The 23,840-nt window shown below is 57.9% G+C and carries 26 protein-coding genes and 1 pseudogene; 16 read left to right on the forward strand and 11 right to left on the reverse strand.

Annotation, left to right across the window (positions count from 1 at the left end; all coding sequences use genetic code 11):
- The first annotated feature begins 53 nt into the window (after positions 1-53).
- The 3 genes from QE408_RS20755 (at position 54) to QE408_RS20765 (ending at position 1,701) form a co-directional block, all read left to right on the forward strand.
- A complete protein-coding gene (locus QE408_RS20755) occupies positions 54-707 on the forward strand; it encodes a TetR/AcrR family transcriptional regulator (protein WP_306934381.1) in 654 nt (217 codons plus the stop codon).
- 63 nt (positions 708-770) lie between these two features.
- Positions 771-1,169 (forward strand): VOC family protein, encoded by a 399-nt coding sequence (locus QE408_RS20760; protein ID WP_306934382.1) that lies wholly within the window; start codon positions 771-773, stop codon positions 1,167-1,169.
- 121 nt (positions 1,170-1,290) lie between these two features.
- Positions 1,291-1,701 (forward strand): GNAT family N-acetyltransferase, encoded by a 411-nt coding sequence (locus QE408_RS20765; protein WP_306934383.1) that lies wholly within the window; start codon positions 1,291-1,293, stop codon positions 1,699-1,701.
- Positions 1,702-1,986: 285 nt separating this feature from the next.
- Here the strand turns inward: QE408_RS20765 and QE408_RS20770 are convergent, their stop codons facing one another.
- Positions 1,987-2,613, reverse strand: coding sequence for a DapH/DapD/GlmU-related protein (locus QE408_RS20770; protein ID WP_306934384.1), 627 nt, complete (start codon positions 2,611-2,613; stop codon positions 1,987-1,989).
- 570 nt (positions 2,614-3,183) lie between these two features.
- Complete coding sequence (locus QE408_RS20775; protein WP_306934385.1) at positions 3,184-3,819, reverse strand: glutathione binding-like protein; 636 nt, start codon at positions 3,817-3,819, stop codon at positions 3,184-3,186.
- Positions 3,820-3,961: 142 nt separating this feature from the next.
- Here QE408_RS20775 and QE408_RS20780 point away from each other — a divergent pair, with 142 nt between their 5' ends.
- The 6 genes and pseudogenes from QE408_RS20780 to QE408_RS20805 all read left to right on the forward strand — a co-directional run bounded on the left by QE408_RS20780 (position 3,962) and on the right by QE408_RS20805 (position 7,738).
- Positions 3,962-4,285: a winged helix-turn-helix transcriptional regulator gene (locus QE408_RS20780; protein WP_306934386.1), complete on the forward strand. Its 324-nt coding sequence runs from the start codon at positions 3,962-3,964 to the stop codon at positions 4,283-4,285.
- 327 nt (positions 4,286-4,612) lie between these two features.
- Positions 4,613-4,999, forward strand: a complete 387-nt coding sequence (locus QE408_RS20785) for an MATE family efflux transporter (protein WP_306934387.1) — start codon at positions 4,613-4,615, stop codon at positions 4,997-4,999.
- Entirely contained in the window at positions 4,972-6,006 is a 1,035-nt protein-coding gene (locus tag QE408_RS20790) for an MATE family efflux transporter (protein WP_306934388.1), read from the forward strand. The genes QE408_RS20785 and QE408_RS20790 overlap by 28 nt, the downstream gene beginning before the upstream one ends.
- Positions 6,003-6,420, forward strand: a pseudogene (locus tag QE408_RS20795) (glyoxalase superfamily protein). Before QE408_RS20790 ends, QE408_RS20795 begins: the two are co-directional and overlap by 4 nt.
- Before the next feature lie 155 nt (positions 6,421-6,575).
- A complete protein-coding gene (locus tag QE408_RS20800) occupies positions 6,576-6,866 on the forward strand; it encodes a hypothetical protein (protein ID WP_306934389.1) in 291 nt (96 codons plus the stop codon).
- 188 nt (positions 6,867-7,054) lie between these two features.
- A complete protein-coding gene (locus QE408_RS20805) occupies positions 7,055-7,738 on the forward strand; it encodes a S41 family peptidase (RefSeq protein WP_306934390.1) in 684 nt (227 codons plus the stop codon).
- A 119-nt stretch (positions 7,739-7,857) separates the two neighbouring features.
- On the opposite strand, the gene QE408_RS20810 is transcribed toward QE408_RS20805, so the two are convergent.
- Positions 7,858-8,787, reverse strand: coding sequence for a LysR family transcriptional regulator (locus tag QE408_RS20810; protein WP_306934391.1), 930 nt, complete (start codon positions 8,785-8,787; stop codon positions 7,858-7,860).
- A gap of 116 nt (positions 8,788-8,903) precedes the next feature.
- Between QE408_RS20810 and QE408_RS20815 the strand changes: the two genes are divergently transcribed.
- Positions 8,904-9,770 carry an aldo/keto reductase family oxidoreductase gene (locus QE408_RS20815; protein ID WP_306934392.1) on the forward strand — a complete coding sequence of 289 codons (867 nt, stop codon included), beginning with the start codon at positions 8,904-8,906 and terminating at the stop codon, positions 9,768-9,770.
- 52 nt (positions 9,771-9,822) lie between these two features.
- On the opposite strand, the gene QE408_RS20820 is transcribed toward QE408_RS20815, so the two are convergent.
- The 3 genes from QE408_RS20820 to QE408_RS20830 all read right to left on the reverse strand — a co-directional run bounded on the left by QE408_RS20820 (position 9,823) and on the right by QE408_RS20830 (position 11,806).
- Positions 9,823-10,569, reverse strand: coding sequence for a GGDEF domain-containing protein (locus tag QE408_RS20820; protein WP_306934393.1), 747 nt, complete (start codon positions 10,567-10,569; stop codon positions 9,823-9,825).
- Positions 10,570-10,963: 394 nt separating this feature from the next.
- The gene (locus QE408_RS20825) at positions 10,964-11,497 is read right to left on the reverse strand and encodes a hypothetical protein (RefSeq protein ID WP_306934394.1); all 534 of its coding nucleotides are present in this window, start codon (positions 11,495-11,497) and stop codon (positions 10,964-10,966) included.
- 87 nt (positions 11,498-11,584) lie between these two features.
- Positions 11,585-11,806: an aa3-type cytochrome c oxidase subunit IV gene (locus QE408_RS20830; protein ID WP_306934395.1), complete on the reverse strand. Its 222-nt coding sequence runs from the start codon at positions 11,804-11,806 to the stop codon at positions 11,585-11,587.
- A 429-nt stretch (positions 11,807-12,235) separates the two neighbouring features.
- Between QE408_RS20830 and QE408_RS20835 the strand changes: the two genes are divergently transcribed.
- The gene (locus QE408_RS20835) at positions 12,236-12,775 is read left to right on the forward strand and encodes a TRAP transporter small permease subunit (protein ID WP_306934396.1); all 540 of its coding nucleotides are present in this window, start codon (positions 12,236-12,238) and stop codon (positions 12,773-12,775) included.
- Between the two features lie 27 nt (positions 12,776-12,802).
- Complete coding sequence (locus QE408_RS20840; RefSeq protein WP_306934397.1) at positions 12,803-14,305, forward strand: TRAP transporter large permease; 1,503 nt, start codon at positions 12,803-12,805, stop codon at positions 14,303-14,305.
- Positions 14,306-14,695: 390 nt separating this feature from the next.
- Here QE408_RS20840 and QE408_RS20845 read toward each other — a convergent pair whose 3' ends face one another.
- Positions 14,696-15,802 (reverse strand): TRAP transporter substrate-binding protein, encoded by a 1,107-nt coding sequence (locus QE408_RS20845; protein WP_306934398.1) that lies wholly within the window; start codon positions 15,800-15,802, stop codon positions 14,696-14,698.
- Between the two features lie 402 nt (positions 15,803-16,204).
- Here QE408_RS20845 and QE408_RS20850 point away from each other — a divergent pair, with 402 nt between their 5' ends.
- Complete coding sequence (locus tag QE408_RS20850) at positions 16,205-16,960, forward strand: gamma-glutamyl-gamma-aminobutyrate hydrolase family protein (protein WP_306934399.1); 756 nt, start codon at positions 16,205-16,207, stop codon at positions 16,958-16,960.
- A gap of 21 nt (positions 16,961-16,981) precedes the next feature.
- Here QE408_RS20850 and QE408_RS20855 read toward each other — a convergent pair whose 3' ends face one another.
- The 3 genes from QE408_RS20855 to QE408_RS20865 all read right to left on the reverse strand — a co-directional run bounded on the left by QE408_RS20855 (position 16,982) and on the right by QE408_RS20865 (position 19,776).
- A complete protein-coding gene (locus QE408_RS20855; RefSeq protein ID WP_306934400.1) occupies positions 16,982-17,944 on the reverse strand; it encodes a 2-hydroxyacid dehydrogenase in 963 nt (320 codons plus the stop codon).
- Between the two features lie 175 nt (positions 17,945-18,119).
- On the reverse strand, positions 18,120-19,142 hold the full coding sequence (locus tag QE408_RS20860; RefSeq protein WP_062427810.1) for a LacI family DNA-binding transcriptional regulator: 1,023 nt from the start codon (positions 19,140-19,142) through the stop codon (positions 18,120-18,122).
- 124 nt (positions 19,143-19,266) lie between these two features.
- Positions 19,267-19,776, reverse strand: coding sequence for a MarR family winged helix-turn-helix transcriptional regulator (locus QE408_RS20865; protein ID WP_306934401.1), 510 nt, complete (start codon positions 19,774-19,776; stop codon positions 19,267-19,269).
- 79 nt (positions 19,777-19,855) lie between these two features.
- Here QE408_RS20865 and QE408_RS20870 point away from each other — a divergent pair, with 79 nt between their 5' ends.
- From QE408_RS20870 to QE408_RS20880, 3 genes are all read left to right on the forward strand, one after another.
- Positions 19,856-20,650 carry a creatininase family protein gene (locus QE408_RS20870; protein ID WP_306934402.1) on the forward strand — a complete coding sequence of 265 codons (795 nt, stop codon included), beginning with the start codon at positions 19,856-19,858 and terminating at the stop codon, positions 20,648-20,650.
- 113 nt (positions 20,651-20,763) lie between these two features.
- Complete coding sequence (locus tag QE408_RS20875) at positions 20,764-21,927, forward strand: CobW family GTP-binding protein (protein ID WP_306934403.1); 1,164 nt, start codon at positions 20,764-20,766, stop codon at positions 21,925-21,927.
- Positions 21,928-22,180: 253 nt separating this feature from the next.
- Positions 22,181-23,170 (forward strand): WD40 repeat domain-containing protein, encoded by a 990-nt coding sequence (locus QE408_RS20880; protein ID WP_306934404.1) that lies wholly within the window; start codon positions 22,181-22,183, stop codon positions 23,168-23,170.
- A gap of 55 nt (positions 23,171-23,225) precedes the next feature.
- On the opposite strand, the gene QE408_RS20885 is transcribed toward QE408_RS20880, so the two are convergent.
- Entirely contained in the window at positions 23,226-23,672 is a 447-nt protein-coding gene (locus tag QE408_RS20885; protein WP_306934405.1) for a glyoxalase superfamily protein, read from the reverse strand.
- Positions 23,673-23,840 lie beyond the last annotated feature (168 nt).

A 23,840-nucleotide genomic window follows, 5' to 3' on the forward strand; every position in this document is an offset into this window, starting at 1 on the left:
TCGCAGTTCGCTTTAGAGCTATCGATGCCGAATGAATGGGATGCCGATCACCGATGTTTAAGCTGTGCCAATCCAAGGCGGGAAAGAAACTGACGCGCGCCGAGCAGAAGCAACTCCGCCCCGCCCAGATCCTGGACGCGGCCTTCACCGAATTCGTCAAGAACGGCTACGCCGCAACGCGGGTCGAGGATATCGCCAAACATGTCGGCGTCACCAAGGGCACCGTCTATGTGTATTTCGAGACCAAGGAAATTCTCTTCGAAGCCACAATCCGCCACGCCTCGACATCCTTCGCCGACATCATCAAACATACCAATGCCCACGAAGGCACACCCGCGGAGCGGCTGAGATCCTTGCTCGCAGCCCTATACGCCCATCTGCGCAGCGACAGCGAAAACCGCGAGGTGCTGAAGCTGATCATCTCCGAAGGCCAGAAATTCCCCGACATCGTCGCGCGCCACGAACAGCACGTCTTCCAGCCGCTGATGGACAGGGTGACCGAACTCGTCAAGGAAGGTGCCGCCATCGGTGAGCTCAGAGACGACTATCTGGCCTTTCCCGAACTGATCATCTCGCCGCTGATGACGCTCGCGGTTCTCAGGATCATCTTCGATGAGCGGCTGGAGATGGATATGGACGCCTATTTCAATGCCCATCTCGATCTGTTGATGAATGGTCTTCTGGTGAAGAAGGGCGGGGAAGCTTGAGAAGCTACCAGTGCGGCCATAAATCTGCTCAAGAGGACATTGCAACAACCGAAAGAGGCACCGATGAATGTCTACGCTATCGATCACCTCGTGATCAATGTTCGCGACGTGGAGCGCTCGTGTCGGTGGTATGAGCAAGTCCTCGGCATGGAGAGGCTGAATTATGGAAAGTCTCCCGATCGCCCTCGCACAGCAATGCTGTTTGGACAGCAGCGCATAAACCTGAGACCCGTCGATGTCGCGTCGACCGAGTGGGGGACCGCGAGCCATGCCGCCGCGGGAACTGCGGACCTTTGTTTTCTGACGAGGCTTTCACCAGATGAGGTCGTGACACATCTCGGCACATGCATGGTGGACGTGACCGAAGGCCCTACACACCGCGATGGCGCCCGCGGGTCTATGACGTCCGTCTACTGCCGGGGCCCGGATGGAAATTTGATCGAAATTTCCTCTTATGGCTAAGTCGGGCAATGCAGTCGCTGCGGGTTGGCACCTCCTCTGGCAGCTTCGCGCCAGTTGCGGTCATTGCGCCTGATCTCGACTGGAGGCACTCTGTCGGAAACAAAGGAGGCCGTGGCAATCAATGCTTCGAAAGGCGACTGCTGCTGACATCGTGGCACTCAAAGCAGTTCGGTCTGCTGTTGCCGAGAATATCCTTAGCGATCCGTCCAAGGTTTCAGACGACGACTATGCGTGGTTTCTTGTAAATCCAGGCATTTTTGTTTGGGAGGAAGTTGGAACGGTTGTTGGGTTTTCCGCTGCAGATCCACGCGATGGCAGTATTTGGGCACTCTTCGTCACACCGGACTTTGAAAGGAAAGGCATAGGATCAAGTCTTCTCGCAGAAGCCGGTGCTTGCCTCCGTTCGTCGGGAATAAAGAGAGCATGGCTTACGACCGACCCGAAAACCCGAGCCGAACGGTTTTACCGAGCGGCCGGCTGGCAACATGTTGGGGAGAAGGACAATGAGCTTCTCTTCGAAAAGCCATTGTAAACTCTGCGGCAAGACAGGGCTGCATTGGGCCGAGACCCGCCTTCCGCTTTGTGCCAACAGCGGACGCCCCGCTTATATGTCGAGTGAGAGAAAATAGAAAATGGTTGGATGTCGAAGCACATCCTGGCAGTTTAATTACCGTCAATATCGGACGATCTATCTACCCAATCGCGTTGTTTGCTGCCCGTGATCCTGCGTTCGAGCATAACGAGATAGGACATCGCAGCGATCTGCCTGATAGCGGGCGTTTTCCTTTGATCCTGTTTTATGCAGGTGCCCGGCAAACTAAGCCTTGGCATCACTGTCCCACCTCTCGCAGAACTCTTCGATTCGATCGTGTTGAAACTCCGCGAGGCGCTCGAATACGACATCAGCAGGCCAGTCCCACCAGGCGATACGGGCCAATCGCACGGCGATCACCTCTGGGAAACGACGCCGGATAAGCCTAGCTGGAATGCCGCCGACGATGCTGTACGCGGGTACATCGCGAGTAACGACTGCTCCGGCTGCAAGGACCGCCCCGTCGCCAACCGTGACGCCAGGCAGCACGATGACGCCATGACCTATCCAGACATCGTTGCCAATGACGACCTTGTCCTCATGACGCGACGCGAAGAAGGCTGTATCCCTCACCGCGCCCTCAACGAAATACTCTGGGCAATAGGTGAAGCGATGCAAGGAAGGCCGGCCGATAGGGTGGTTCTGCGCGCCGATGCGAACTGCCTCCGCGATCGCGCAAAACTTCCCGATCTCTGCATTGGCGACGGTGCAGTTCCGGCCCATATAGCTGAAATCCCCGAGGGCGCTATATTCGACGGAGCAGTTTTCCAAGACTTCGCACGACCGACCTATTGCACAGTCACGGATCGTTGCGGTTGGGTGAAGTACGGATTTCGCGAGTTTGGGAGGCATCGAAATCTTTGAGTTAAGATTGAAGGGAAGAGCTAGTCGCCTACCAAGCGGCCATGTCAGTCATATGACGTTAAGGCATCCAGTCGCTGGGCGTCACCATCCACTGAGATCAGTGGGAGATTGCTTCCCGCAACATCTGCCCTTGGAACCCGCATGTTGCTTCGTGTTGCACCGTAGCCGTTCTATGGAGGCCGGACTCGCCAGCGCAAGCATACCTTGGAGGTGAGACCGCGCTCGGACTTGTCCCTCTCGCGTTTTTTGCTCATTTGAACTCTAGTTCTGCATATCTGCAAGAGCTAGTCCGCTATAGCAAATACACCACAAAGGCCCGTCATTGCTTGTAACGACGCAGACGGCTTGGTGGTTGCCGGATGGTGCCGTCGGCTGTATTGGACAACCTGCATGGATTGAGGCCGGTCAAGCTCGCCCAGCCCACACTATGCCACTTGGCGCTGTTGCCGGCTCGGTATGACGGTCCCCAAAAGTCCGCATTGGGCCAAAAGCCATCATGCTCTATGGGCTTCTTTGCGCCAATTGCGGACATATAGTGTGCTGGAAAGAATGATGAACTCAGCTCAGCGATAAGCCTTCTTCAAGTATGGACTGCTTCACCGCATTCCGTTCTTTTACGCGTTCATACCAGCCTCTGAGGTTGAGAAGATCGTCGAAATGGATATCTGCGCCATAGTATGACTTCAGCCACGACGCTTGTCCCCAGCTTGTGAGAGCGAACAAATATGCATCGGCGACCGTGAAATTCTCGCCCATCAAAAAACGCTGCGATGCCAGCAAATTGTCGATCCATGCGTAGCGCTTTTCCAGCTTCGGCGTTGCTGTTTCGAGATAAGCACCCGCCTGTTCCGCATAAAGAAGTGGAATGAAGCCCTTGTGGATTTCGGTTGATAGGAAACTCAGCATCTCCTGCAGCTTGTAACGCTCGAAAGTGCCGTTGGCGGGAGCGAGGCCGGATTGAGGCTTCAGATCGGCCATGTACTGGACGATGGCTGGCCCCTCGAAAAGCATCGCGCCGTTCCCCACGTCCAGGGCCGGAATGTAGCCATTGGGATTGATGTCGTAGTAATCTTGGCCCCCTTCAGTCTTATGATCTTTGAAGTTCACCCTGACAAATTCGATATCCAACTCCAGTTCGTTGGCAACGATGTGTGGTGAGAGCGAGCAAGCAGCGGGCATGTAGTAGAGTTTCATTAATCGTCCCCTAGATTTCAGTACCTCGCGACATGTTGCATGAGGACCAAAATCCACTTAGTTGACGCGGTATAGAAATGTAAGAACGCAAAATAATGTCATCTAGGTACATAAATTATACCGGTTTTCAGGAGGTGCGAATTTGAAGGACACTGTCACCGGTTGTTCCGTTGAGCTCGCGATGCATCTGCTGGGCGGAAGATGGCGTTTGCTAATCGCATCCTATCTCATCGATGGTCCAAAACGGTTCAACGAACTCAGGAGGCTCATACCAGGCATTTCTCAAAGGATGCTGAGCCTAGACCTCCGTGCATTGGAGGACGCCAGCTTGATTGCCAGAACCGTTTACCCAACAGTTCCCGTAAAGGTGGAGTATGCGCTCACCGAAGAAGGACGCCGTCTAGGTAAAGTTGTCGCAGTCGTTCAGGAATTCGGGCTTTGGCTGAAGGATAGGAATTCAAAGTGACCTTATGTCCGCATTGGGCCAAAAGCCGTCATGCTCTATGGGCCACTTTACGCCACAAGCGGACTATTCACCGTGGGATGTCGAATGATCGCGCATGACCCGTTGAAGGTCGCCGCCTTGGGCCGCGTGCAGAATTCTCACGCACGCTCCTATTGACAATCTGTGAGATTGCTGGCTTTTCTCGCGAAGGTTCCGAGCACCTGCCGCCTGCAGACGCAAGTCACGGTGAAGCCCGGCACGTGACGTTTTTTCTCACCCTCGAAGCATTTCGTTGGTGGCAATGCAGGCCCCCATCACAGTCGAAATGCCTCTTTGGAGGAGTGAGTGATGTCTTTGCGACAATCGCCCGAAAATCGTTTTCTAACTGCCTCGCCAGGCAAAATTTTCGCCGCAACCGCATTTCCTATGATCGCCATCATGGTGATGAATGGGATGCTGGGTATTATCGACGCCGTCTTTCTGGGGCATTTCGTCGGTGCGGCCGCCATGGCGGCCGTCGGCATGGCGTTTCCAGTTCTGATGCTGACGATCGCGCTTTCGACCCTTGTGAGCGGGGGAATGTCCAGCCTGCTGGCTCGCCAGCTCGGCGCCGACGACCGTAACGCGGCCAACGCGACCTTCGCCAGCGCGCATGGACTTGCGTTGACGACCGCGTCAGCGCTGATCGTGATCTTCTGTGCGGGTGGGTGGCCTTCGCTCTGCACATTGCCGTAACCGATGGGCCGGTTGCCGAAATGCTGTGGATCTTCCTGGCAATCACCATGTTCGGAACCCCGGTACAATTTCTGCTCGGTATTCATGCCGACGCCTGGAGGAACGAAGGACAGGCGGGATTGATGGCGCTCATGTCACTTGGGGTCACACTCATCAACATCCTGCTGAACTACATCCTGGTCGTCGTGCTTGAACTGGGCGTCGCGGGATCGGCTACGGGCACGGTTCTGGCACAGACGCTCGGACTGGTGCTTTTGGCGGGGCTACGCCCGTTCCTTGGGGGCGTGATGCCGCTCAACAGACTGTGGCGGAACCCTTGGACCAGCAGTTGGAAGCGTATCGTTGCGCTGGGCGCACCCGTTAGTCTGGGTTTTATCGGAATGGCGCTTTCAGCCGCCAGTGTGGTTCTCGCTCTTCGTCTTGCAGGCGCCACAGATTACGCCACGACCATTGCCGCCTACGGGATCGTGACACGCATTTTCGGTTTTGCCTTCCTGCCAATCATGGCGATCGCGATGGCGATGCAGAGCATCGTCGGCAACAATGTTGGAGCGCGGCTTTACTCCCGCTCGGATGCGGTCCTGCGGATCGCTGCCGCAACAACATTGCTCTATTGTCTTGCCGTCGAGGTTTTGTTGCTGGGCCAAGGCACAGTCGTCGGAGCAGCCTTTGTCGCTGATCCGGATGTGATCGGTGAGGTCGGCCGGTTGCTTCGCCCCATGGCTGCGGTCTATCTCTTTTCCGGACCAGTTCTTGTGCTCGGTCTATATTTCCAAGCCATCGGCCAACCGGCCCGCGCGGCTCTTCTGACCATGGTCAAGCCGTTTATCCTGTTGCCTGTCTTGGTCACCATCGCTGCGGCAATGTTGGGCGCGGACGCAATCTGGTTTGCCTTTCCGCTGGCAGATGGTGTGGCCGCAATCATCGCAACTCTTATCCTTGCCGCCGCCCTCAAGGCGAGGGGAAACGCGGGTATCGGGCTCAAGGCCGTGGAGAATCTGTCATGACAGTCAGAACCATTGCAGAAGCCAACGCGCACGCAAAATCTCCGCGGAGCGTACTCACCGCAGACGGTAACGTCTTGGGCCATGCCCAGGCACTGGAGCTCGTCGCCCAACAGAACGGCGCGCGACTGGAACACCTTGTCCGCCAGCCTCGCCAACGCTGCCCCTCCGTTCCATCTGCACCAAAGGGTGCAGGGGCGGTATCTTGGGCAATCCCTCAAGGGCGAAATCAGCGCATTATCATCCTCGGGCTCGCACTATTCCGTGACTGTCCGTTTCGATGAACCGGTGGACACAGTTACCTTCAACAACTTTTCGAACATGGGCCGAATGGTAAGAGGTACGGTGGATATCAATGGAAGTTCCGTACGCAAGACATCAAACGGGACGCCGCACCTGACTTTAAGCGCGTTATGAGCCTCGGTGCGTTAAAGGTTCGCGGCGATTTCCGCGGTCGCCAGTGTCCGCAATGGGCAAGAAGCGGTCTGCGCTTCGGCCCGACACGGGCCGTTGACATGCGGGTCGATCTAGGCACGTCATCTGCCATATCGCCCATTGAGCTGAGGCTGGAAATGGCAACGCAAGATATTGATCGATCAGAAGCTCACAGGACGTTGTCCACATCGCGGCGCGGTGAGATCGTCGCTCGCATCTATGAGGCGATCCGGTCTAGCTTCGCGCACTGGGAGGCACTGTCCAATTTCGACTTTGAGGCTGAGTTCAAGGCTTATCTCGAAGAGGCTTTCGAGGCGCCCGATCGCGTCGGTTTCGATCTGGCCACGATGCGGTTTATTGCGAAGCTGAGGAACGGGCATACCGTATTTCCGATGAATGGCTCTGGCAGGAGCATGGTGCGCCTATAGGGTTGGACGTAACACATAATGAGGCTGGATGGTGCGTTACCAAATCAGCTTACAATGATATTGCGCTTGGAACTCGAATTGTCAGGATCGACGACCGGCCAATAGATGAGGTGGCCTCGACGCTTTTGGCGTTCGTGCCAGGGTCTAGCACTCGTGAGCAACGGACCCGGCTTTTCTCGAAGCCGTTCTTGTTTCCACCTTCCTTCGAGATCGTGATGGAAGACGGCTCGAAGAAAACAATCGACCGTGGAAGGGAGCTACCCGGGGGCGGTACCGCAACGACCGGTCGCTGGCTGGAGAACGGCGAGAGATACCTCTTGACCATACCAAGCTTTGCTCAACCTCACTTCGAAACTGACGCTATCGAACTTCTGCAATCGCTCAGCAGCACCGTTCATCTGGTGATCGACGTTCGCGGCAACTCCGGCGGCAACACACCCGACAAACTCGTCGCCGGACTCATGCCTGATCGATATCGATTCTGGAGATATGTTACACCCGTCACAAACGCCCTTGCGCGCGCTCAAGGGGCGCCAGCTTCCTTGCTTGTCTCCGAAGCAGAATGGATAGAGCCTATCGAGGAAGCATTCAAAGGACCGCTGACAATCCTCATCGATAGACGCAGCTTCTCAGCCGCTGAGGATTTTGTGGTGCCTTTCAAAGACAACAAACGTGCCGAGATCGTCGGTGAGACAACGGGCGGGAGCAGCGGACAACCTTATCTACGTGATCTCGGCGACGGGATGCGGTTGTGGGTCAGCACCAAGAGGCAGATGTTTCCAAATGGCGCGCGATTCGAAGGTTTGGGGATTGAGCCCGACATTTATAGGAACTGGCCGCCGGGCGCGGATCCCGTGATGTCTTCTGCGTAGCCTTTTAACTCTATGCATACTCCAGGCTTAGGCCCGATAGTCTCCATCCAGAAGGAGCCTACCACTCCTTCCGGCGACCCCGCCAGAGAGAGCAACGGAAATAACCCCGTCTTTGATATTCAGCGGCCTGACTGCAAACCTTTCCCTGTATCCCTGCTCATTTGCCGCACACAATCGATAAACGCCCGCAAAGGTGCTGGCACGAGCCTTCGTCCGGAATAATAAAGAAACGGGCCGGGAAACCGCAGCCACCATTCTTCCATCACCGGCACAAGATCGCCTCGCTCGAAGTGTGGCCTCAGCCAGTCCTCGAAAATATAAATCATGCCGGACCCGGCGATGGCGGCGTCGATGCCGAGATCGGTGCCGCCACCCAGTTGAACGACGAGGCTTCCTTTCGGATTGATGAAGACCTCTTCCCCGTCGCGTTCGAACTCCCAGGGCGGAATGGCGCGGCCTGAAAACCGGCCGAGAATGCAGTCATGCAAGAGCAGGTCTTGCGGATGGCGCGGCGTGCCCTTTCTTGCAAGATACTCCGGCGACGCGGCAAGGGCGAAGCGCTGCTGGCGGGGGCCGATCGGCAAAGCCACCATATCCTGCTCAAGCCTTTCGTCATAACGGATACCGGCATCGCAGCCGCCCTGAATGATGTCGACGAAATTCTCATCGGTCACGATCTCCAGCCTGATGTCCGGGTAGGCCTTCAGAAACGGCGGCACGATGGAGGGCAAAACCAGCTTTGCCGCACTCATTGGCACATTGAGCCGAAGCGCGCCCGAGGTGCGGCCGCGGCTGCTTTTTACCTCGTTCAATGCCGATGCCACCTCGGCAAATGCAGGTGCGGTGCGCTCCAGCAGAAGACGTCCCGCATCCGTCATCAGCACGCTTCGTGTGGTGCGATTGAACAGTCGTACCCCAAGGTCGTCTTCCAGGCGTTTCACCGCATCGCTCAACGCCGAAGAGCTGATGCCGCTTTCGCGCGCCGCCTGCCGAAAGCCCTTGGACCGCGCCACCAGTAGAAACGCGTTCAAATCCGTTAAATCCGGCACCTTGCTCTCCAATGACCGAAACCATTGTCCGTTATGACGGACAAGCTGTCCGGATTATAGCGCCTTGTCGCATATATGCCATCTGTCTATTTTCGAAGGACACAAGGAGATAGACCATGAACACGATTGCAAATTCAGGAACCTTCACGCTTGGCGGTCACACCGTACGCCGGCTGGGCTATGGCGCGATGCAGCTGGCGGGCAAGGGCGTTTTCGGCCCGCCGCGCGATCGTGCGGAGGCCATCGCCGTTCTGCGCGAGGCGGTGGAAAGCGGCGTCAATCACATCGATACCAGCGATTTCTATGGCCCGCATGTCACGAACGAGATCATCCGCGAAGCTCTCCATCCCTATGACAGCGACCTTCTGATCGTCACCAAGGTCGGCGCGAGCAGAGGCCCAGACGCTTCCTGGAACCCGGCATTTTCACGCGCGGAACTGACGCAGGCCGTTCATGACAATCTCCGCAATCTCGGGCTTGACGTACTCGATGTGGTGAACCTGCGCGCCATGTTCGATGTGTTTGGCACCGCGGAGGGCTCATTGGACGAGCCACTTGAAGCGCTGGCGGATTTGAAACAACAGGGGCTGATCCGGCATATCGGCCTGTCCAATGTCACCGCGAAGCAGATCGAGGACGCCGGAAAGATCACCGACATCGTTGGTGTGCAGAACCAGTACAATCTCGCGCATCGGCAGGACGACGCCTTGATCGACACACTCGCCTCCCGTGGGGTCGCCTATGTGCCGTTCTTCCCGCTCGGCGGCTTCTCGCCGCTGCAATCCTCGACCCTGTCCAACGTGGCCGCAAAGCTCGACGCCACGCCGATGCAGGTGGCGCTGGCCTGGCTTCTCCAGCGATCGCCGAACATTCTCCTGATCCCTGGCACGTCGTCACGCGGACATCTGCGAGAAAACCTCGCAGCGGCGACGGTCGAGCTTCCCCCGGACGCATTATCGGAGCTGGATAATATGCAGGCCTGATGCCTGAGCCAACGGTCAGGCGCGAGCAGTCGTGCCTAAAGTGCTCGCGCGGCTACACAGCCACGCGGGCCTTTGTCTTGAAATCCTCGGGCAACAGGTCGCTATGAAGTATCTGGTTGCGGCCTGATGATTTCGCCAGGTAAAGCGCCCTGTCGCAGGCGTTGAACAGATCCTCGAAGGACGCGTAGGATTCCTTGTCGGCGACCCCGCCAGACAGCGTGATGTGAACCAGTGTGTCTTTGATGTTCACCGGCCGGGCTGCCAGCATTTCATTGCACCTTTGGGCCAGCGCGAGACGTTTTTGTGCGGTGAGCTGAACGGCCAGAACGGCGAACTCCTCGCCGCCAATTCTTGCAACAACATGGGGTTGTGGGAAAGCGGACATCAGGTGCCGTGCCACGGTCACGATCGCATGGTCTCCGACATCGTGGCCGAACTCGTCGTTGATCCGCTTGAAACGGTCGATGTCGAACAGGATGAGCGAAGCATTACTGTCGGCTTTCGCGACCTCTTCCATGAAGGCGCGACGATTGAGGAGCCCCGACAGCATGTCGGTGCGGCTCAGCCGTTCGAATGTCGCGCGCGAGATGGACAGATGATGGATGGCAAGACCCACGAGATAGACGATGGAAAATGTCAGCGACGAGGCCACCACCGTCGATATGATCACGCCCACTGTCACGGCAGGCCAGACATCATAGGGCAGCAGGCCCAATGCATTCAGCAGATGATGGGCGACAAAATTCAATATGTCGGCGATCAACGTGACGGCAAAAGCCATACGAAAAGAAAAGGACAAGACCTTGTCCCTGGTCTCAAACCTGTCCGTGGCGCAAGCCTGCTTTATATGGCGTTCAACAAATGCAAGCATTGACCTTCAGGTTCCTCGTTTGAGCGATAGAGCGCCTTGCGTCTCTTTGGACGCGCAAAGGACGCTCTGCATTAAAATCTACAGCATTGGCCTTGCCGATGCTGTAGTCGCCCCCGACCGGATAGCACTGTTGCACGGGATGTTTTGACATCGCATGAAGAACGAAGGTGAATGTTTGATTGATATCTGCGTCGATTGCCCAATGCGGCCCCGTCATCATAGCTTAGAGCCCGCGAAGAATTGACCAGGGTTGGGAAACACTCGTCAGAGGGTTTCCGTGGCTGAACGCTGACACCACGGGCGCAATATCAGAAGAGGCAGCTTACTGCACCGCTTCCATCGTTCCTTCCGGAAACTCCACGGTGGCTAAGGAGGGATAGACCGCGCGCACGATATTGATCTGCTGGGCGTCGTCGATCCTGACCATATACCACGTTCCATCATCGATCAGCGCCAGCGTCGCGGTCTTGGCCTCGATCTTCTGACCTTTCGTTTCCATCAGGCTGCGGGAAGGAATGAGCACAAAGGGCATGCCATCAGGAGCCTGTTTGTAGGTGGCCCTGTCGAAATCCATATCGAAATCGAGAAGCTTGACCGAGGCGAGCGCGATCTGCATCTGCGCCTGCATCGCGCTTCGCAGCTGCTCAACACCAACACCGGCCTTGGTGGCAACATGCCCGAGAACCTTGGGTGGAACGGATTCGGCAACAAGGTTGAAGTCGCCCTGCTTCAGCGCGGTTTCGAAACGCTCGATCTGCCCCCGAAGGTCCGCTTTTTCATCAGCCGTGAACTCACGCGCCGCGGCGCCCTGCCAGCCGCAAACAACGAGGAAAAGCGCCAGGAAAAGAGCCTTCATGACGCGCGCCTCTCTTCAGTCCTATGACGTAGAGTGAGATGAAGCGCGACAAATGCCGCGCTGTCGTGGATGAACGGCCGAGACGGCTCAGAGAATGAAGAAACCCGCAGCCGACAGGATGATGAAGACCAGCAATCCGCCGAAGAACCCACCGGTGGTGAAGAAACCGACAGCCATTGCGACCATCAGCATGCACACCAGCATCGTGCCGTATTTCGAAGCCACCAGAAAATGATTATACGTCTTCTGATGTTCGGCGAAGTCCATCTTCGCACCGACTTCGACTGGACCGCCATGGTGTTCGCTCATGCTTGTTCCCCTCTATTGATCTGCGCTTGCCGTCATCATTCCATCTGAAGATGGCGTCTTCCCTGATAACGAAGCAAGCAACAGAACGCTCCGCGTCAAGACCTACACAAAATTTGACGCCGACGCAACGCGGGCAACACGCTGTCTGCCCGGCAAAAACCGCTTGGGCTTTCGCCAGATCCTGCAAGGCGCTTGCCCTGGAAAACCGGTGCATTTGTCACATCGAAGTCACCGATCCGCAGGAAAGATCGGGATGGCGCATGGTCGACCTTCTTCCTAGTTGCATTTGATAAATCCTGCCCATACACGAGTGAGTGTGGGAGGATTTCTGGTTGGGGGCAACAGGCGTGGGAGGACTATTCGCCTGAGGGTTTTCCACCATAAAAATTCCTCCTCGAGAACCCGCAAAGGGATCGAAAGGGGAAAACAATGCACGCGCTTTTGAAACTGAGCCGCGCCATCGACCTGTTGAGCGAGGCGCTGGGGAAATTTTCGGGCTACCTGGTTCTCATCTGCTGCCTTGTCAGCGCCGGCAACGCCATTGTGCGTTACCTGTTCAATTACAGCTCGAACGGCCTCCTGGAAATCCAGTGGTATATGTTCGCCTTCATCGTGCTCATCGGCGCGTCTTACACGCTGCGGATGAATGAGCACGTGCGCGTCGATATCATCTATGGCGCCATTGCGCCGCGCACCCGCATCTGGGTGGATATTATCGGCATCGTTTTCTTTCTGCTTCCCGCCTGCTTCTATCTCGCCTGGCTGAGCTGGCCGATGTTCCAGCTGTCGTGGTCGCAAAACGAAATGTCCTCCAATGCCGGCGGCCTCGTCCGCTGGCCGGTCAAGCTCATCATCTTCGCGGGCTTCGCCCTCCTCGTCCTTCAGGGAATATCCGAACTGGTGAAGCGCATCGGCGCGCTGAACGGGCTCTATCAGCTCGACGCCAAATACGAAAAACCGCTCCAGTAACGCCGGCGCTCTTGTAGGGATATTCTGATGTTCGAATACGGTATTCTTCCGCCGGCGATGTTCCTGGGCATGATCATCTTCATGCTCTACGGTTTTCCGGTCGCTTTTTCGCTTGCCACTGTCGGCCTTCTCTTCGGCGTCATCGGCATCTTCACCGAGCATTTCTCGCCTGCCTTCATGCAGGCGCTGCCGCTGCGCATCTTCGGCATCATCTCCAACGACCTGCTGCTTGCCATTCCCTTCTTCACCTTCATGGGTGCGATCCTGGAACGATGCGGTCTGGCGGAGGATCTGCTGGAGGGCACGGGCAAGCTCTTCGGTGCCATCCCCGGTGGCCTTGCCTATGCGGTCATTCTGGTCGGCGCCATTCTCGGTGCCATCACCGGCACGGTGGCGGCATCCGTCATCACCATGGGCGTCATCTCCCTGCCGATCATGCTGAAATACGGCTATAATCCGCGTGTCGCCACCGGCGTGATTGCCGCATCCGGCACCATCACACAGGTCATTCCGCCGTCTCTCGTTCTCATCGTTCTGGCCGACCAGCTCGGCCGCTCCGTCGGCGACATGTATCTCGGCGCCATCGGCCCGTCCTTCCTGCAGGTCGCGATCTTCATGCTCTTCATCCTCTTCCTCTCGGTCTTCCGGCCGAAGGATGTTCCGGCGCTTCCGCCGGAAGCACGCGGAGAGCTGAACCGGGCGCTGGTGCTGAAGGTGCTGGGCGGCATGATTCCGTCCATCGTGCTGATCTTCCTTGTTCTTGGCACCATCTTCCTCGGCCTTGCAACGCCGACGGAGGCAGGCGCACTCGGCGTCGTCGGCGCCATGGCACTCGCCGCAGCCCACCGTCGCCTCACCTGGGATCTCGTCAAGCAGGGTATGCACTCCACCATGCACATCACCTCCATGGTGGTCTTCATTCTGGTCGGCGCCACCTGCTTCTCCCTGGTGTTTCAGGGCATGGATGGATCGCTGTGGATCGAGCACATGCTGTCGGGCATTCCTGGCGGCCCCATCGGCTTCCTGATCTTCGTCAATATCTTCATCTTCTTCCTCGCCTTCTTCCTCGATTTCTTCGAAATCGCCTTCATCGTCGTGCCGATGCTGGCTCCGATCGCGCAATCGCTCGGTATCGATCTCATCTGGTTTGGCGTTCTGCTCTGCATCAACATGCAGACGAGCTTCATGCACCCGCCCTTCGGCTTCGCGCTCTTCTATCTGCGCTCCATCGCGCCGCGCACGGTCAAGACCTCGGACATCTACATGGGTGCCATCCCCTGGCTCGGCATGCAGCTGATCCTCGTTGCCATCGTCATCTTCTGGCCGGAATCCGTCACCTACTGGCTGGACAAGGCCCCGGAGGTCGATCTCAACACCATCAAGATCGAGGTCCCTGCCTTCGGCAACCAGGGCGGCAACACCATGCCGAATTTCGGCCTACCCCCTATGGACGGCATCCCCGGCCAAGGCGGCGGCAACGGTCTGCCCGGCATGCCGAACCTCAACGAACCGCCGAAGATCAATCCTTGATTGGCAATACTTGTTTGATAAGGGTGAAAGCGTTATATTGACGGAGTGGAAGGCGGGGTTGCAGCCCCACCTTCCGTTTTGCTTATCTGAAGAAATTGAACCGGACAGCTATTGACCAGCCTGTCCGGTTTTTCTTTACGATAAACGTAATGCTCAGCGGTTTGCGCATCACATTACCTCCAGTTGAACAGCAAGGCCTTTGCCAAGGTCGGCGTGGCCTATCCTCGCCGATATTCCGGCTGATCTCCGAAATGTGCTGCTTCGCTGCTCAACGCTGCCGATCATAATCACGCGTCGTCACTTGTCCATAAACGCGAGAGCCCTCTCTAAGCTCAAACGAAAAAGCCCGGACCTTTCGATCCGGGCGTCCTATCAATCCTACGGATAACGTCACAGCTTGCCGTTGCGCTGCTGGATCATCATGAACGTGTCATAGGTGTATTCCGCCAGCTGCAGCCAGAGATAGCCTTCACGCTTAAAGGCGGTCTGGTCGTCATAGACCTTCTTGAAATCAGGATTGACGGCGGAGATTTCCGCGTAGACTTCGAGTGCCGCTTTGTAGCAGGCATCCAGAATATCCTGGCTGAAGGGGCGCAGCGTGGCGCCCTCGGAAACCAGTTGCTTGATCGCCTTTGGGTTCCTGGCATCATATTTCGCCAGCATATTGGTGTTGGCAAACGAGCAGGCATCTTGCAGCACGGCCTGATAGTTCTTCGGCAGGCTGTTCCACTTGTCCAGATTGACGAAGGAGTGGATGACCGGACCGCCTTCCCAGAAGGCCGGGTAGTAATAATACTTCGCCACCTTTTGGAAGCCTAGCTTGTGATCGTCATAGGGACCGACCCATTCGGCCGCGTCGATCGTGCCCTTTTCCAGGGCGGGGTAAATATCGCCGCCAGCGATCTGCTGCGGCACGACACCGAGCTTTTCGACCACCTTGCCAGCGAGACCGGCAATGCGCATCTTCACGCCCTTGAGGTCGTCCACGGTGTTGATTTCCTTGCGGAACCAGCCACCCATCTGCACGCCGGTATTGCCGGAGATCATGCCATATAGCTGATGCTTGGCATAAAACTCGTTCATCAGCGTGTTGCCATTGCCCTCATAGAACCAGGAGTTGGTCAGGCGCGCATTGAGGCCGAAGGGGATGGCGGTGCCGATGGCGAAGGTCGGGTCCTTGCCGACATAGTAATAGGAGCAGGTGTGGCACATTTCGACCGTGCCAGAGGACACGGCGTCCGCCGCCTGCAGGCCGGGGACGATTTCGCCCGCGGCAAACACCTGAATGTTGAAATTGCCGTCGGTCGCGTTCTTCACGTGGTTGGCGATATCCTGCGCGCCGCCAAAGATCGTATCGAGCGATTTGGGGAACGAGGACGTCAACCTCCATGTGATCTTGGCATTGTCCTGCGCGATTGCCGGTGCCGCCAGAACCGTTGCTGCCGCAGCACCCGTGCCCGCAAACGCACCTTTTTTGATGAATGAACGTCGATCCATATTATCCTCCCAGATACGAACCTGTCATCGTGTCGCATCCCTCCACGCACACGACACGCAGTGAGAAAAGCATGGGCCATGGCAACTGACAAGCGGCGCACCAAAGAATAAATCACCGGATATGCTTGGGACCAGCAAAATCGATCGCCATGAGGAAAAGTCGATTTTCCAATCGGCATTGTCTTATACTTTAGACCAATAGATTTCGTCACTGAGCCAAAGGTTTCTCCTCCAGCACAGCCGGATCAGCCTCCGGTGTTTTGAACAGACCCGTCCTCGTTCCCCCATAGCGATCGCGGTTACCGGGAAGAGCTTTCAGCAAAGAGAACGCTTGACGAATCCACCCCTTCGGCTTCACTGACGACAGTATATTTGAAGACCGCAGCCAAGTTCGGAGCCATCATGTCGAAGCCCATCATCGCGATCCCCGCCGATATCAAACAGGTGGACGGTGCCGAGTGGCATGCGGCGCAGACGCAATATCTAAAAGCCGCGCTGAAGGTGGCCGGCGTCATGTCCTTGATCGTGCCGGCCTTCGAAAGCGGCAATGACATTGATGCCATTCTCGACCGGGTGGATGGGCTGCTCGTCTCGGGCTCGGCCAGCAATGTGCATCCCTCGCTCTATGGCAAGCAAGCAACCGAGGCCGATGGCCCCTTCGATGCCGGACGCGATGCGACGAGCCTAGACCTCATCCGCCGCGCGATCGATCGCGGCATTCCGATGCTTGCCATCTGCCGCGGCATTCAGGAGTTGAACGTAGCGCTCGGCGGCACGCTTGCCAGCGAAATTCAGGAACTGCCAGGACGCTGGGACCACCGCAAGCCTGACACCACCGAGCGCGATGTCATGTTCAGCATTCGCCAGCCGGTGCATGTGCGCGAAGGCTCGTGCATCGCGCAGCATCTTGGCCTGTCTGGTGAGATCCAGATCAACTCCGTCCACCGCCAGGCCATTGCCGAGACGGCGCCACGGCTGCAGGTGGAAGCCACAGCCGAAGACGGCACCATTGAGGCCGTCTCGGTCATCGACGCCAAAGGCTTTGCCATCGGCGTCCAATGGCATCCGGAATACTGGGCCGAGACCGATGGTCCCTCACGCGCTCTGTTCGAAGCCTTCGGCAAGGCCGTGCGCGAATATCAGGCGAGCAAGGCTTAAAAAGCCTCGCTCCCTTATCTTTTATCCCTTCACCGGTGTTTCCGGCACGGGTGTCAACACCTTGCGCTCCGCAAACCAGCCGAGAATATTGTCGGCCACGAGATCCGCCATGGCATTGCGCGTCGGTACCGAGGCAGACGCGACATGCGGCAACAGCGAAACATTGTCGAAGGACAATAGCGCTTCGGGCACCTTTGGCTCCGAATAGAACACGTCGAGACCGGCGCCGCCGAGCGTGCCCTCCTGCAACGCCTTGATCAGCGCGTCTTCATCCACGCTCGAGCCACGGCCGACATTGATGAACACGCCGTTCGGGCCAAGTGCGGAGAGGATATCGGCATTGATCGCCTTATGGGTTTCCGGCGTGCCCGGCACGATACAGATCAGAATGTCGACAGCCGTCGCCATCTCCTTCAACGAGGCATAATAGGTGTAGGAAAGCTCATCGCGCTTGCTGCGCGTGTGATAGCCGATCTCCACCTTGAAGGGCTCGAGGCGCTTGGCGATTTCCTGGCCGATGCGGCCCATGCCGAAGAGGCCGACCTTGCGGCCGCGCAGCGAAAAGGGCGAGAGCGCAAACGGCCCTTCCTTCACCCACTTGCCCTCGCGCAGATAGGTCTCGGCCTGATAGAGGCGGCGCACGGTGTTGATTAGAAGCGCAATCGTCGTATCGGCCACCTCGTCATTCAGCACATCCGGCGTGTTGGTGACGATGATACCGCGCTTGGCCGCATGCTTGGCATCGACGCCATCATAACCCACACCGAAATTGGATATGATCTCAAGGTTCGGCAGTCCATCGATCCAGGCCGCATTGACACTGCCGGAGACGGCGACTGCGCGAACACGCTCTGCCACATCGGTAGAGATGGTGGGCGTTGCACCTACTGGCGCGGAAACGACCTCCACCTTGCCTTCAAAGCGCTCCAGCACGCGCGGATGGATTTTCCCCGGAACGAGAACGACGGGTTTCTGATCGGACATGGGCGGTCATTCCTCCTACAGACGCATTTCCAGAGAGGAGAGCCGGTCGCTCTCAAGACCCGGAAATGCAAAAAATGTCGAAGCGGCGGGACCGCTCCGTGATGCGGAAGGCAAAGCTAACCGATGCGAGACAAAACCGAAACCCGCGAAAAGACGAGATTGGTACTGTCGTGGATTACTGCCGCGGAATGCACGGCCCTGTGGATTGGCGGATGCGCATTTCCGGCTTGATCAGGTGAATGCCGTCCGGCTCATGGCTACCTGCCAGCCTGTCGAGCAACGCGCGGGCCGCAAGCCGTCCCACTTCCGCCTGACCGTTGGACACGGTCGTCAGCGAAGGCGTGGAAATCGATGCCTCTTCCAGATCGTCATAGCCGGTCACGGAAATATCCTTGCCCGGCACGAAGCCTGCACGCGAAACGCCATTCATCAGGCCGATGGCGACGAGGTCGTTCCAGCAGACGGCGGCTGTCGGTTTCTGCGGCAGCGACAGGAAGTTCACCGCCGCCTCGAAGCCGCCCTGCTTGGAGCGGGCGCCCGGAATGCGCAAATTCGGATCAACCTCGATACCAGCCTTGCGCAACGCATTCACATAGCCCTGATAGCGGTCGCGACCGGTGGATGTCTGGTCGGTACCACCCACCATAGCAATGGTGCGGTGGCCAAGGCTGATCAGATGATTGGTGGCAAGCGAGATGCCATAGCTATCGTCGCCGCGAAAGGTCGGCATGTCGACGCCATCCATGGAGCGCGCCACAAGAATGGCCGGCATGCCATTTTCTTCCGCAAGCTTCAGATCTTCCGTCGGCGTGCCGATCGCCGGAGACATGATCACCCCGTCGCTACCCAGCTGCAGCAGCGTTTCCAGAAAGGTGCGCTGCTTTTCCACCGAGTCATAATGGTTGGACAGAATGAAGGTCTGGCGGCTGCGGTCCAGTTCGCTTTCAATGGCCTTGAGAATTTCGCCATAGAACGGGTTCATCACGTCGTGAAAGACGACACCGATAATGCCGGAGCGGGATGTGCGAAGGCTGGCAGCGCGGCGATTATAGATATAGCCGAGTGCGCGGGCCTGATCCTTGATCTTCTCTCGGGTGTCGGATGCCACCAATGGGCTGTCACGCAGCGCGAGCGAGATGGTTGCAGTAGAAAGCCCCAGGCTCTCGGCAATCGTTGAAAGCTTGACCTTTTGCGCCATGTCCCCTCCCCGAGATCGCGCGTCGCCATCCTGCGACATTTAAATCGTGACTAAACAATTTAAACAACACGCGCAACTGGTTTAAGGGTTTTGCGAACTCTTGAAAGCTTTCACTTCAAATTTTTTAATCGATTAAATCCAGGGACTGAAGATTGGCATCGATGGCGCGCAGGAGTTTGACGACGTTCTTGACGTCTTTGGCCGACAGTCCTTCCACTGCGCGAGCGCCACAGGTGGCAAGCGAGGTGTTGATGTGATCGACGCTCTTCTGTCCGGCTTCGGTCAGCTTCACCATGGTGAGGCGGCCGTCGCCCTCGCCGGCACTGCGCTCGACAAAGCCTTGCGCCTCCATGCGACCGATGGTGCGGGTCATGGTCGGCGCTTTCACGCCGAGCTTCTGGGCAATCTGGCCAGGCGTCATGCTGCCTTCCTGGGCAAGCGCCAGGATCACGCCATCCTGGCCCGCATAAAGACCGCTCGTTGCAAGGTTGTGGCTGAGCGCCGTGCGCATCGAGCGTGCGGCTTGCGTGAGGGATTGCGCCAACTCTTCCGGGCTGAAGGCGAAATCCTTCTTCTTCTGCGACTTGTCCTTCTTGGACGACTTGTCCTTTTTGGAGGCCTTGTCCTTGCTCATTCAGCCTGTGCCTTTTGCCAGATCGCGAAACGACTATATGATGTTGTAACTTCTAACGAATACAGGCGCGGATCGCCATATGCCACACACATACACGCAATTTGACGACGAAACGATAACAGCCGGATTTCAACCGTCGGAGATCATCGCAGTCCTGCCGCTTGGCGCCCATGAGCAGCATGGTCCGCATCTGCCGTTTGAGACCGACACGCTGATTGCGACAGGCATCGTCTCCCGCCTGAAGGCCGCCCTGCCCCAAAGCGTCCCCGTCACCTTCCTGCCGGTCGAACCGGTCGGCTATTCCATAGAACACATGGATGTGCCCGGCACGAAGACGCTTGCCTTCGATGAGGCGGTCGATCGCTGGCTGGATATTGCCCGCGTCCAGCATGAGAAAGGCATCCGCAAATTCGTCATGCTGAATGCCCATGGCGGCAACGCGCCGCTGATGACGATCGTCGCGACCGAAGCCCGCACGCACTTCAACATGCTGGCGGTCGCCACCAGCTGGACGCGCTTTGGCCTGCCCGAGGGGCTGATTGCGCCGGAAGACAAGGCGATCGATATCCATGGCGGCGATATCGAAACCTCCGTCATGCTGGCGCTGAACCCCAACAAAGTCGCCATGGACAAGGCAGCAAGCTTTTCCTCCCGCCAGAGCGAATTTATGAGCCGCTTTGCCCATCTGCGCGCCTATGGCCCCCACGCCTTTGGCTGGATGATGAGCGATCTCAACCCGCTCGGCGTCGCCGGAAACGCCGCCGCCGCAACCGCCGAGAAGGGCGAACAGATCATCGCCCATTCGGTGCGCGGCCTGATCGCGCTTCTGGAGGACGTCCGCGCCTTCGATGTGACCGCCTTCGATCGGCATTGAGCCGCAGCATCAAAATTCTTGAACAGAATTTCTTTGAACTGCCTTCTTCGCGAGCCTATATGAACGGCAACATTTTGTCTGTCGCGCCACCCGGCCGCCTATCGAGGTTTCCCATGACCGAAACAATCACCGAAGCAAACACCGCCGCTGCTGCAAAGCCCATTCCCGTCACCGTGCTGACCGGCTATCTGGGCGCCGGCAAGACCACGTTGCTCAACCGCATCCTAACGGAGAACCACGGCAAGAAATATGCGGTGATCGTCAACGAGTTCGGCGAGATCGGCATCGATAACGACCTGATCGTGGAATCCGACGAGGAAATCTACGAGATGAACAATGGCTGCATTTGCTGCACGGTGCGCGGTGACCTGATCCGCGTCGTCGAAGGACTGATGCGCCGTCCGGGCCGTTTCGATGGCATCATTGTCGAGACCACCGGCCTTGCCGATCCGGTTCCCGTCGCCCAAACCTTCTTCATGGATGACGATGTACGCGCCAAGACCGAACTCGACGCCGTTGTCGCACTCGTCGATGCCAAGCACCTGCCGCTGCGCCTGAAGGACAGCCGCGAGGCCGAAGACCAGATCGCCTTTGCCGATGTCGTCGTCATCAACAAGAGCGACCTCGTCACCAAGGAAGAGCTGGCCCGCATCGAAGATATCGTGCGCGCCATCAACCCGTCGGCCCGCATCTACAAGACCGAACGCTCCGGCGTCGATCTTGCTCGCGTGCTGGATCAGGGTGCCTTCAATCTGGAACGCGCGCTCGAAAACGATCCGCATTTCCTTGAGCACGGCCACGAAGATCATGTTTGCGGCCCGGATTGCGACCATCACCACCACGATCATGATCATCACCATCATGGGCATGATCACGGCCACGATCACCACGGGCATGACCATGATCACCATCATCACGACCATGATCATGATCATGATCATGATCATCACCATGCGGCCCCATCGGCCATCCATGACGTAACGGTCCAGTCGGTTTCGCTACGTGGTGGCGAGATGAACCCGGAGCGCTTCTTCCCCTGGATCCAGAAGGTGACGCAGACCGACGGTCCGAACATCCTGCGCCTCAAAGGCATCATCGCCTTCAAGGGCGATGCCGACCGTTACGTGGTGCAGGGCGTTCACATGATCATCGAGGGCGACCACCAGCGCCCGTGGAAGGATGGCGAGAAGCGCGAAAGCCGCCTCGTCTTCATCGGCCGCGAACTCGACCGCGCCAAGCTGGAAGCCAGCTTCCATGCGTGCGAAGCGAAGGCTTAACCGGTCCAGCGACAATCAGCCTGAGCCGGTTCAGCCCAAACTAGCCCGACTTGAGGCAATCTGTTGCCAGCCCCCTCTCCTGTCATCCTCGGGCTTGACCCGAGGATCCACGCAGCACACTCTACACGGAACAGGCGGAATGGGTGGTCGAGTCACCCTCGGGCTAGACCCGGGGGCCGACCATGACGACCGAGAGGCCTAGTCTCCACAACGCCCGCAGCCAAAACTCAAAAAGACGAAAGACTCATTGCCCATGCCCACCGTTGCTCCTCTTGACCTTGAAGGCCACGTCGTCGCGGCGCATTTTCTGGGCGATATCCCGCTATTTGCCACCGCCGCTGGCACCATTCATCGGCTCGATGGCGGGGAAAAGGTAACGGAGGCCCATGAGGGCCTGCTCACCTGCATTCGTGATCCCTACAGCGCCACGCTTCTGACGGGCGGCGAGGATGGCAAGGTGCTGCGCATCGGCCATGACGGCGTCGTCACAGAACTCGCTCACGTGCCGCGCAAGTGGATCAACGTCGTGGCGGGCGGCCCGCAGAAGGCCGTGGCCTATGCCGTCGGCAAATCAAGCTTCGTGCGGCTGCCTGACGGCACCACCAAGGAATTCAAGGAAGAGCGCACGGTCGAGGCGATTGCCTTTGCGCCCAAGGGCCTGCGCATCGCCGCTGCCCGTTACAATGGCGTGACGCTGCATTGGGTGGCAACCGCCGGAGATCCGGTCGATCTGGAATGGAAGGGTGCCCATACCGGCGTGACCTTCTCGCCCGATGGCCGCTTCCTTGTTACCGCCATGCAGGAAAATGCGCTGCATGGCTGGAAGCTCGACGCACCAAAAGGCGCCGACGCCCGTCATATGCGCATGACCGGCTATCCGGCCAAGGTCAAATCGCTCTCCTGGTCGCCCAAGGGCAAATGGCTTGCCTCCTCGGGTGCGCCTGCCGCCATCGTCTGGCCGTTCTCCGGCAAGGACGGCCCGATGGGCAAGCCACCGGAAGAGCTCGGCACGCGCGGCAACATCATGGCCACCCAGGTCGCCTTCCACCCCGCCGACGACGTCCTCGCTATCGGTTTCATCGATGGCATGATCCTCGGCGTGCGCATGGCGGATGGCAAGGAAGCTTTGCTGCGCCGCCCCGGCAAGGGCGCCATCTCCGGCCTCTCCTGGAGCGCCACCGGCAAACTGCTCGCCTTTGCCTCCGAAGCCGGCGATTGTGGCATCGTTGATATCTCGGTGTAAACGCAAGATATCTGTAGCAATGGCGCATCCGCACTGGATGCGCCGGTTTAAGCTTTCACCAAGTCAACTCGACCTGCGCCCGTCCATCGGAGGTCCGCTCCGTGGTGCGACCGCTCGCATCCACATTGCAATGAACCCGCTGACGAAAGGCGGAAAAGCTGTCGAAGGTGACGACATCGACCGGATCGTCGAAATGCATCGTCAGACGAAAGCGCTCCGGGTCGCCGCCGAGCGATTGCACACCGAGGATCGCACCGGTGAAAGGCTGGCCGAGATAGTAGCCGCTGACCCGCGAGCCCAGCATATAGGGATTGAAGGGCGGCCGATTGCCGACGGCGGCGTGAAGCGTGTTCCAGTCGCGATAGCCATATTGCGCCGCGATCAGTTCCAGCGCGCGCGAGTGGCCAATCGCCGTGCCGTCTGCGGCAAGGCTGGCCCGAAGACGCTTCGCCTGATCTTTCAGCGTATCGAGACTGGGTAAAGGTGGTGTCGTGTTCCGCATGGCGGTTCTCCTGCATCGGCATACATCGTTGAGGAGGGGTCCGCATTGCCACCGTCTGCATGCCTCAAAAAGGAATGACCGTATCGGAGGTTTGAAAGAGAGTTTCACCAAAGCATGGATGCTCGCGGACGGCAGGCACTCTCAACCTGCCGCAGTGTTTAGCGGATT

It is taken from the genome of Agrobacterium larrymoorei, from assembly GCF_030819275.1.
Taxonomy (GTDB): domain Bacteria; phylum Pseudomonadota; class Alphaproteobacteria; order Rhizobiales; family Rhizobiaceae; genus Agrobacterium; species Agrobacterium larrymoorei_B.

Bases quoted from the DNA above. Each gene is read 5' to 3' on its own strand.
- QE408_RS20885 (WP_306934405.1), bottom strand. From the start codon at position 23,672: ATGCGGAACACGACACCACCTTTACCCAGTCTCGATACGCTGAAAGAT.
- QE408_RS20855 (WP_306934400.1), bottom strand. From the start codon at position 17,944: ATGTCCGATCAGAAACCCGTCGTTCTCGTTCCGGGGAAAATCCATCCG.
- QE408_RS20825 (WP_306934394.1), bottom strand. From the start codon at position 11,497: ATGAAGGCTCTTTTCCTGGCGCTTTTCCTCGTTGTTTGCGGCTGGCAG.
- QE408_RS20845 (WP_306934398.1), bottom strand. From the start codon at position 15,802: ATGGATCGACGTTCATTCATCAAAAAAGGTGCGTTTGCGGGCACGGGT.
- QE408_RS20880 (WP_306934404.1), top strand. From the start codon at position 22,181: ATGCCCACCGTTGCTCCTCTTGACCTTGAAGGCCACGTCGTCGCGGCG.
- QE408_RS20760 (WP_306934382.1), top strand. From the start codon at position 771: ATGAATGTCTACGCTATCGATCACCTCGTGATCAATGTTCGCGACGTG.
- QE408_RS20870 (WP_306934402.1), top strand. From the start codon at position 19,856: ATGCCACACACATACACGCAATTTGACGACGAAACGATAACAGCCGGA.
- QE408_RS20775 (WP_306934385.1), bottom strand. From the start codon at position 3,819: ATGAAACTCTACTACATGCCCGCTGCTTGCTCGCTCTCACCACACATC.
- QE408_RS20865 (WP_306934401.1), bottom strand. From the start codon at position 19,776: ATGAGCAAGGACAAGGCCTCCAAAAAGGACAAGTCGTCCAAGAAGGAC.
- QE408_RS20875 (WP_306934403.1), top strand. From the start codon at position 20,764: ATGACCGAAACAATCACCGAAGCAAACACCGCCGCTGCTGCAAAGCCC.
- QE408_RS20755 (WP_306934381.1), top strand. From the start codon at position 54: ATGTTTAAGCTGTGCCAATCCAAGGCGGGAAAGAAACTGACGCGCGCC.
- QE408_RS20770 (WP_306934384.1), bottom strand. From the start codon at position 2,613: ATGCCTCCCAAACTCGCGAAATCCGTACTTCACCCAACCGCAACGATC.
- QE408_RS20840 (WP_306934397.1), top strand. From the start codon at position 12,803: ATGTTCGAATACGGTATTCTTCCGCCGGCGATGTTCCTGGGCATGATC.
- QE408_RS20860 (WP_062427810.1), bottom strand. From the start codon at position 19,142: ATGGCGCAAAAGGTCAAGCTTTCAACGATTGCCGAGAGCCTGGGGCTT.
- QE408_RS20830 (WP_306934395.1), bottom strand. From the start codon at position 11,806: ATGAGCGAACACCATGGCGGTCCAGTCGAAGTCGGTGCGAAGATGGAC.
- QE408_RS20765 (WP_306934383.1), top strand. From the start codon at position 1,291: ATGCTTCGAAAGGCGACTGCTGCTGACATCGTGGCACTCAAAGCAGTT.
- QE408_RS20815 (WP_306934392.1), top strand. From the start codon at position 8,904: ATGAACACGATTGCAAATTCAGGAACCTTCACGCTTGGCGGTCACACC.
- QE408_RS20785 (WP_306934387.1), top strand. From the start codon at position 4,613: ATGTCTTTGCGACAATCGCCCGAAAATCGTTTTCTAACTGCCTCGCCA.
- QE408_RS20850 (WP_306934399.1), top strand. From the start codon at position 16,205: ATGTCGAAGCCCATCATCGCGATCCCCGCCGATATCAAACAGGTGGAC.
- QE408_RS20835 (WP_306934396.1), top strand. From the start codon at position 12,236: ATGCACGCGCTTTTGAAACTGAGCCGCGCCATCGACCTGTTGAGCGAG.
- QE408_RS20800 (WP_306934389.1), top strand. From the start codon at position 6,576: ATGGCAACGCAAGATATTGATCGATCAGAAGCTCACAGGACGTTGTCC.